We start from the raw sequence: 7,947 nt of genomic DNA on the forward strand, positions 1-7,947 counted from the left end.
TATTAAAGAAATAGTAGAGAGTGAAAATATTGAAGTAATAAAATCGCAATTTGTAAATCGTAGTGCTCAAATAAAGGAAGACATGCACAATCTCCAAAAACAATTACGTTTCCTCGAAGACTTACTGAAAACGATGAGAGAGGATTTTGTTGAGATGAACTATCATGTTTCGTTAAAAGAAATTCCAGAAAGAAAAGTAGCAAGCGTTAGAAAGGTTATTCCATCTTATAATTACGAAGGAGATTTATGGAGTATTTTAATGCAAGAAATTAATGTTAAGAATATTAGTATAGCTAATCCAAGTTATAGTATTGCTGTCTTCCATGATCAAGAATACAAGGAAAATGATGTAGATGTAGAAATACAGCTAAATATTTTAGGGAAGTACGAAAATACAAAAGATGTTCATTTTAAAAAGATTGAGCCAATCAAGGTAGCATCTATAATAGTAAACGGAAGTTATGAACAAATGACAGACGTAAATGAAGCAGTGGCAAAATGGATTGAGGCGGCAGGTTATGAATTAACGGGATCGATGTTTAATATTTATCATGTTAGCCCCGCGATGGAATCGAATCCTAATAAGTGGGTTACTGAAGTTTGTTATCCAATTAAATAATGATAAAGAAAAATGGCATTATTGATATGCCTTTTTTCTTTAGGCTCTTTTCGTAAATAATGTTGCTTTATTGCGTAATAATTTTATCCTTATTGATTTCATGAGATTTTTACGCATAATTGTAACTAAGGGAGATGATTCCAATTTGAGTAAACAGAATATCAGCACAACAGTTTCAGGAGATTTAATTGTTACCCATCTAATTGGCAAGATTAAAACAGATGATGTTTATGAATGGTTTAATGGCTTCGAGCAGGTTTGTCAGCAATTTATTTCTGAGGGTCGAAAATTCAAATTGTTGGTGGATAGAAAAGGATACACACTAGATTATTTTTCTGTTCAAAAAGTATGGAAAGATAAGTTCTTCAATGAAACCATTTTGAATCACAGTAAGGCAATTGCGTTTCTCCTTGGAGAAGGGGAGATAATGAATTATTTACAACAATCCAATACAAAAGAATCTGTGAAATTCTTTGATGATTATGAACAAGCATTAATTTGGTTGAATGAATATCCAATATAAAACCTTTATTGAACCAGTTGCTCTCAATCAACTGGTTTTTTATGCCCGTAATGTTGCCGTTGTCATAAAATTCACTTGCTTACAAGCTTCCAACACTATTGTTTTTCTTCGCAGATTGAAGATCCTACATTATTAGATCAGTTTCTAAATTAATAATACCAGCCTCCTCAATACTAGTTAATCTAAGGAGGCATTAAATTTTTATAAATTAGTGATATGTGTATCCTCCATCAGGAAACAATAGATTGCCTGTAGTAAAGCTATTTTGCATTAAATACAGGACGGTATGTGCAATTTCATCATTATGTCCAGGTCTCTGTACAAGAGAAAGAGATTTATAATCTTCATAAGCAGCTAGTCTTTTTTCGTTTTGTTCATTCTCTCTTTGTATTGTTCCAGGAGAAACAACATTAACTCTAATCGGTGCTAATTCAACAGCTAAAGCTTTCCCTAAACTTTCAATAGCCCCATTACAAGCACCATAAGCAGGCGCACCTTTAAGTGGTCTTTGACTAAATGCACCAGACATTAACACAATGGATCCATAGTTTGAAAGAAAAGGAATCGCATATTTTACTGCGTAATATTGTGGCCAAAACTTTCCGATAAAGCTACTTTCAGCAATTTCATCTGCAGCAGTTATTGGCCCAAGTGTATAAGAGGCACCAGGTGTGAACAAATGATCAATATTACCAACTTTCTTAAAAAAATTTTGTAACTGTTTCTTATTTTGATTATCCAATACATAAGTTTGAAGACGATTGTTATTAATATATTCTTGAGCAGCCTTTAACTTTTCTTCCGAGCGCCCTGCAATAATAACATGTGCTCCTTGTTCGATTGCTTGTTTCGCCGTAGCTAATCCAATACCAGAACTCCCACCAATGATAACGATATGCTTATCTTTTAATACAGTAATAGACATGATTAAACATCTCCCTTAATATAAGATTTAAAATGAAATTGTGTTGCTTTTATTATTCGTTAAAAAATGACTATTGAAAAGTACGCACTTTATATGTACTTAGTCGCGAATTTCGTACTAATCGCTTGTTGTACGGATAAATAATATAAAAAATTACTCATTATATTTTATGATTTGAGGGGAGTGATGAGGAAAATGAATTTAGAGGAACCGAAATTAAAAGGAGTAATAGCGACATTACAAATAATCGGGGGTAAATGGAAGCCACTCATTTTATTTATATTATTAACAGATGGAACAAAACGGTTTGGTGAATTAAAGCGATTAATACCAGACATATCTCAAGGAACATTAGCAAAGCAGCTTCGTGAATTAAAGCAAGATCAACTAATAAAACGTGAAATTTATCAAGAAATACCACCTAAAGTGGAATATAGCTTATCTGAACATGGTAAAACAGTCAGTACTGTTTTAGATAGTATGTGTGGTTGGGGAAGAGGACATTTAGAATATATCGATAAAAACAAACTATAATATTATTATGTAAACTAAATGTGGTGTGTCGAAACATATCGTTTTAATAATTTGTATTTTATAATATATAATTAAATAGTGTTATAGGTTATTATATATGCAGTCTTCCAGATGAGGTGATATAGATGAAATGCTGTATCGTTCGAAGTAACTAGTTGTTCGGGGCTGAAAAAATGCGTAGCAGATATAAAAGGAGACATAGGCCCTTTTACGATAAAATCAACTATGAGTCTATTTCAAGGATCATCATAATTAAACATTTGATACATTTTTGCAAAGGGGAAATAATAAAATGAACGAATTAGAGTATAAAAACTTTTATGATAAAGTGGGAAGATTAAACGGATGGGACTTTAGTAAATTAAAATGTGAAACTGTAGGAGACATCTGGGACTTTTATGATGAAGTAAAAACAAGATGTAAACCAGCAGACATTCTACTTGATGTTGGTACAGGTGGAGGCGAAAATGTACTAAAAATAGCATCTTCAGCTGCATCACTGATTGGAATAGATAATTCTAATGGAATGATCAAAACAGCACATTTTAATTTGAATAAAGCAGGTGTACAAAACGTTGAATTTCTCCAAATGGATTCTGAAGTTTTAACGTTTCCGCATGCTCATTTTGATATTGCTTCAAGTTGTCATGCGCCGTTTGTAGCATCTGAATTGGCAAAAGTAATGAAAAAAGGTGCTTTTTTCTTAACACAACAAGTTAGCGAACATGATAAATTAAATCTTAAAGAAGCATTTGGTAGAGGGCAATGTTTAGGTGAAAGAGATGGTACGTTAAAAGATAATTATATGGGTGAACTTATTAGTGCAGGATTTGAACTCGTACAAGTACGTGAATATGATGTTACTGATTATTACAGTACTCCTGAGGATCTTATTTTCTTATTAAAACATACGCCTATTATTCCTAGATTTGGAGAAAAAGAAGAGGACTTTAATATTTTACAAAAGTTCATTGACGCTAATAGTTCCGAAAAAGGTATTCGTACGAATTCAAAAAGGTTTATGATTATTGCTGTTAAATCATAGTGTATTTTAACGTGAAAGCTGATTTTCTTTAAAAGAAAATCAGCTTTTTTTGTGGAAAAGAATGCAGGGAAAACTTAAAAATCATAGAAATAGGTAAAGTGGTAATCTGAAAATTGAAATATAGGGGATAATTATTTTGAAACGTTACTATATTAACAACGAAAAAATAAACGTACATATTATTGAGTGGGGAAATAATGAAAAGCCCGTTATCTTTTGTTTACATGGGTTAGGTAGTACGAGTTTAAGTTTTATAGAAATTGCAGAAGAATTAAAGGAAGAGTATAGATTTATCTCCATTGATGCACCTGGGCATGGTAAAACACCGCCCTTTGAAAGAGCGAAAGATTATGAGATGCTGAATTTAGCAAACTGGTTAAATGAAATAATAAATGAACTGAGAATTGAACATTTCTATTTTTTATCACATTCGTGGGGAAGTTTTATAGCACTATTTTATTTATTAAATAATCCAGAAAAAGTACTAGGAAGTATTCTTATTGATGGTGGATATCAAACAAAAAGGCTTCAAGAAGAAACGCTTGAAGAGGAAATCGCGTATTACGAAAAGGATTTTGAAGAATATATTTTTAATAATTGGAATGGATTTTTCAAAAGTGAAAAAGAAGCATATACTAGGTGGTCTCCATTATTAGAAGTTGCTGTAAAAGACCTAGGGATTGAAATGGCTAATAAAGTATGTTGGCATGCGAGAGGTACAACAGCTGGTAATATAATAAGAGGTATGCATAAAGATGAAACGATAGATATTTACGAGAAGTTACCGGCTAATATTATATTGCTTCGAGCTACAGTTCCACAAATATGGGATGAATATAGAGATAAAACAGTGAAAATTTTCAAGTTAAAAACTGGCGCGAAAGTAAAATTAATCTCTGATACTACACATTTGTTACACTGGGATAAACCAGAAGTTGTTATAGCGGAAATAAAAAGTAATTGGAGCTAACATATTCATACTAAAGTTGTAGTTTTTACACGAAAAATCCACCCTTCGGTTTGATTTTATCTATTTATAATTGTAATACAATAAGAATAGATAATAAGAAACAAGGGGGAATGTAAAGTGATTACACATATATCAGATATAAAACTACAAACAGTTTCTATAGAAGGAGTAAAACAAGTATACGGAGATATATTATCTTTTCCAATAAAAAAAGAAACAGCATCATTTATTCAATTTGAAGTAACACCATACACAACAATTAGCTTTCAAGAAGTGTATGAACCAATTGCACCTGCGCATTTCGCCTTTGAGATTCCATATTCAAAATTTCATGAAACAGTAAGATGGCTTGAAGGCTCTGGATTACTCATTGTGAAATGGAAAGATGGTCATACAATTGATGAGGAAAACGGTCGATTCAATTTATACTTTAAAGATGGTGATGGAAATCTTCTCGAAATTATCGCACATAGTTATGTTAAAGAAGAGGTATTAGTCCCGCATTCACCGTTAAACATTTTATACGTAAGGGAAATTGGTCTTCCGGTTAAAAGTGTACCTGTATTTACGGAATGGTTGAAATCAAATCTAGACATGAAAACGAAGGAAGATGGGGATATTTTCAACTTTGTTATAGGTGGCACTGCATATATCATCGCAACCTGGTGGCAGCGACCGTGGATTCCAATCGCGATGAAAGCTTTACCACCGAAAGTACATGTTTCATTCGGAACACCGGATCATGCGTTTTTACAACAAATCCAAAATAACTTTAAGAAAAATGGTGTTCCATTTGAAAGTAAACATACTGAAGTATTGTTTATTCAACAAGGGTATTCATTTTCTGTTTTGCATACACCGGAGTTTCATTCCGATATTCCTAGAAAATTAAACTTACCACTTTCTATATAATTATAGGGAGGGGAAAGTTTTTTTCATTTTCATGAAGAAGGGTTTCAGTATAATTACACTGAATTTATAGAGGACTATAAGGCGTTATTCTAATTTACTGTAAGGAGAGAAATGAATTGAATCTAGGAAATCCGATAGCCAAAGGAAATACGGCTGAAATTTATCTTTGTGATAATAAAGTTGTGAAATTGTTTAAAGAATACCTCCCTAATACAGAATCTCTATACGAAGCACAAAAACAAAAGTATGCATATTCATGTGGTTTACACGTTCCTAAAGTATTTGAAGTTACAGAGATACAAGGTAGGCAAGCTATTATTATGGAATATGTAGAAGGAGAAAGTGTTGGTGAGCTTTTGCTTAATAATTTAAGTAAAGCGGAGCATTACATAAGTATATGTGTTAGTGTACAACAAAAAATTCATGCTATATCTGTGAGCTCGGATGAAATAGAACCGATGGAAGAAAGGCTTTATCGTCAAATTAACTCCGTACATGATCTGGATGAAAAACAAAAGGGAAATATATTAAAAAAGTTAGATTCAATCACATTTGAACCTAGAGTATGTCATGGTGATTTTCATCCGTTTAATTTAATTATGAGTAATGGTGATGTGAATATTATAGATTGGGTTGATGCTAGTTCAGGTGATATTCGTGCAGATGTGTTTCGGACATACTTATTGTATTCACAGAATTCAGTGGAATTAGCTGAAATGTATTTACATATATATTGCAAAAAAACAGGTCTATTAAGAGATGAAATTTTCCAGTGGGCTCCTATTATTAGCGCAGCTAGATTGGCAGAGAGTACACCTCTGTAAATAAAAGATGTTTTCAAGTATTTATTTTGATCCCTATTAAAATAGTGAATCATTTATTTTTTTACTCATTGATTCTCTCCGTTATTTTTCTTGCTAATTCATTTCGATTTGTCATATACTTAAAAGAGACCAAACGTTTTCTTTTAGGGGGACACAATGCGTAAAGGTGAATTAACAAAAAGAATGATTCTTGATCGTTCCTCTGCTCTGTTTAATGTAAAGGGATATAGTGGTTCTTCAATTTCTGATATTATGCGAGAGACTGGGCTAGAGAAGGGTGGTATTTATCGTCACTTTAAAAATAAAGATGACTTGGCTGTTCAAGCCTTTCAGCACGCAACTTCACAAATGGGAGTGCGTTATGTCGAAGAGATAAAAAAAGCATCCAATACGTTGGATAAGTTAAAAACTTTTATTTCAGTTTTTACATCTCTCATTCATAATGATCCTCTTCCTGGAGGGTGTCCAATCATGAACGTAACGTTAGAAGCAGATGATTCCCATCCTCTCATGGCAGAACAAGCACAGATAGCGATGAATCAATTACTTGGAATAATTGAAAAGGTTATTACGTATGGGATTGAGCAAGGAGAGTTAAAACCAGATACTCAAGCAAAACAGATTGCTATCATCTGGATTTCTTCTCTTGAAGGAGCACTTGCCTTGTCACGCTTATACCAAGATACAGTTTATATTGATACAGTATCGTCACGACTTTTAGATGAATTGGAAAAACAAATTACGGCTAACTAAGCCGTAATTTTTATCGCAAAAAAGAGACTGTTCAGTTTCTTTTTTGAGGGGGTGATCACTTAATAGAAATTCCATGATGGAACTATGAAAGAACGGATGAGAGAAGAATGGTACTAATACAAAATAGTAAATTGAAAAATGTGTAGAATATGAACGATTTCGGACTACCTGTTTCTAATTTTTGGAGGAGTGTGAAAAGGGATATGAGAGAATTTGAAACAATCGTAATTGGATCTGGCCCTGGAGGATATGTTGCTGCAATAAGAGCTTCACAATTAGGGCAACAAGTGGCAATTATAGAAAGAGAGAATCTTGGTGGCGTATGTGCTAACGTTGGCTGTATTCCATCTAAGGCACTTATTTCTGTAGGTCATCGTTTTGAGGAAACAAAGCATTCAGAAAATATGGGTATTTTTTCTTCTGGTGTAAATGTTGATTTTGCAAAAGTACAAGAATTTAAAAACGGCGTTGTAAAAAAATTAGTAGATGGTGTAGAAGGGTTATTAAAAAGTAATAAAGTAGATGTGATAAAAGGTGAAGCTTATTTCATAGATGCTAACACTATACGGGTAATCAATAAAGATGCAGTTCAAACATATACATTTAAAAATGCAATTATAGCTACAGGCTCGCGCCCAGTTGAAATGCCAACATTTAAATTTACAAAACGTGTGATTAACTCTACAGGTGCACTTAATTTAACGGAAGTTCCAAGTAAATTGATTGTAATCGGTGGCGGTTATATTGGTACTGAATTAGGCTCTGCATATGCTGTCCTTGGTTCTGTAGTAACAATTATTGAAGGAAGTAAAGATATTTTAACTGGTTTCGATAAACAAATG

At 32.8% G+C, this 7,947-nt stretch carries 10 protein-coding genes; 9 read left to right on the forward strand and 1 reads right to left on the reverse strand.

What is annotated here, in order from left to right; translation table 11 throughout:
• Together JFT89_RS14410 and JFT89_RS14415 are read left to right on the forward strand one after the other, a co-directional pair.
• A partial coding sequence (locus JFT89_RS14410; protein ID WP_201040271.1) for a GyrI-like domain-containing protein occupies positions 1–619 on the forward strand: 619 nt, incomplete at its 5' end.
• A gap of 100 nt (positions 620–719) precedes the next feature.
• The gene (locus tag JFT89_RS14415) at positions 720–1,142 is read left to right on the forward strand and encodes an STAS/SEC14 domain-containing protein (RefSeq protein ID WP_087944614.1); all 423 of its coding nucleotides are present in this window, start codon (positions 720–722) and stop codon (positions 1,140–1,142) included.
• Positions 1,143–1,350: 208 nt separating this feature from the next.
• Here JFT89_RS14415 and JFT89_RS14420 read toward each other — a convergent pair whose 3' ends face one another.
• Positions 1,351–2,067 (reverse strand): SDR family oxidoreductase, encoded by a 717-nt coding sequence (locus JFT89_RS14420; protein ID WP_002065585.1) that lies wholly within the window; start codon positions 2,065–2,067, stop codon positions 1,351–1,353.
• A 186-nt stretch (positions 2,068–2,253) separates the two neighbouring features.
• Here JFT89_RS14420 and JFT89_RS14425 point away from each other — a divergent pair, with 186 nt between their 5' ends.
• The 7 genes from JFT89_RS14425 to JFT89_RS14455 form a co-directional block, all read left to right on the forward strand.
• On the forward strand, positions 2,254–2,601 hold the full coding sequence (locus JFT89_RS14425) for a winged helix-turn-helix transcriptional regulator (RefSeq protein ID WP_080001758.1): 348 nt from the start codon (positions 2,254–2,256) through the stop codon (positions 2,599–2,601).
• A gap of 292 nt (positions 2,602–2,893) precedes the next feature.
• Positions 2,894–3,646, forward strand: a complete 753-nt coding sequence (locus JFT89_RS14430) for a class I SAM-dependent methyltransferase (RefSeq protein ID WP_201040272.1) — start codon at positions 2,894–2,896, stop codon at positions 3,644–3,646.
• Positions 3,647–3,782: 136 nt separating this feature from the next.
• A complete protein-coding gene (locus JFT89_RS14435) occupies positions 3,783–4,616 on the forward strand; it encodes an alpha/beta hydrolase (RefSeq protein ID WP_201040273.1) in 834 nt (277 codons plus the stop codon).
• A 117-nt stretch (positions 4,617–4,733) separates the two neighbouring features.
• On the forward strand, positions 4,734–5,528 hold the full coding sequence (locus JFT89_RS14440; protein ID WP_201040274.1) for a VOC family protein: 795 nt from the start codon (positions 4,734–4,736) through the stop codon (positions 5,526–5,528).
• A gap of 116 nt (positions 5,529–5,644) precedes the next feature.
• Complete coding sequence (locus JFT89_RS14445; RefSeq protein ID WP_016095404.1) at positions 5,645–6,352, forward strand: phosphotransferase family protein; 708 nt, start codon at positions 5,645–5,647, stop codon at positions 6,350–6,352.
• Positions 6,353–6,508: 156 nt separating this feature from the next.
• Positions 6,509–7,105, forward strand: coding sequence for a TetR/AcrR family transcriptional regulator (locus JFT89_RS14450; protein ID WP_002065578.1), 597 nt, complete (start codon positions 6,509–6,511; stop codon positions 7,103–7,105).
• 203 nt (positions 7,106–7,308) lie between these two features.
• Positions 7,309–7,947 (forward strand): FAD-dependent oxidoreductase (locus tag JFT89_RS14455; protein ID WP_201040275.1); only part of this gene is annotated, 639 nt, incomplete at its 3' end.

The organism is Bacillus sp. TH25 (assembly GCF_016650935.1).
In the GTDB taxonomy this organism is placed as follows: Bacteria; Bacillota; Bacilli; order Bacillales; family Bacillaceae_G; genus Bacillus_A; species Bacillus_A mycoides.

Excerpts from the sequence above, each read along its gene's own strand:
- JFT89_RS14430 (WP_201040272.1), top strand. The coding sequence starts at position 2,894 with ATGAACGAATTAGAGTATAAAAACTTTTATGATAAAGTGGGAAGATTA.
- JFT89_RS14420 (WP_002065585.1), bottom strand. The coding sequence starts at position 2,067 with ATGTCTATTACTGTATTAAAAGATAAGCATATCGTTATCATTGGTGGG.
- JFT89_RS14450 (WP_002065578.1), top strand. The coding sequence starts at position 6,509 with ATGCGTAAAGGTGAATTAACAAAAAGAATGATTCTTGATCGTTCCTCT.
- JFT89_RS14415 (WP_087944614.1), top strand. The coding sequence starts at position 720 with ATGAGATTTTTACGCATAATTGTAACTAAGGGAGATGATTCCAATTTG.
- JFT89_RS14425 (WP_080001758.1), top strand. The coding sequence starts at position 2,254 with ATGAGGAAAATGAATTTAGAGGAACCGAAATTAAAAGGAGTAATAGCG.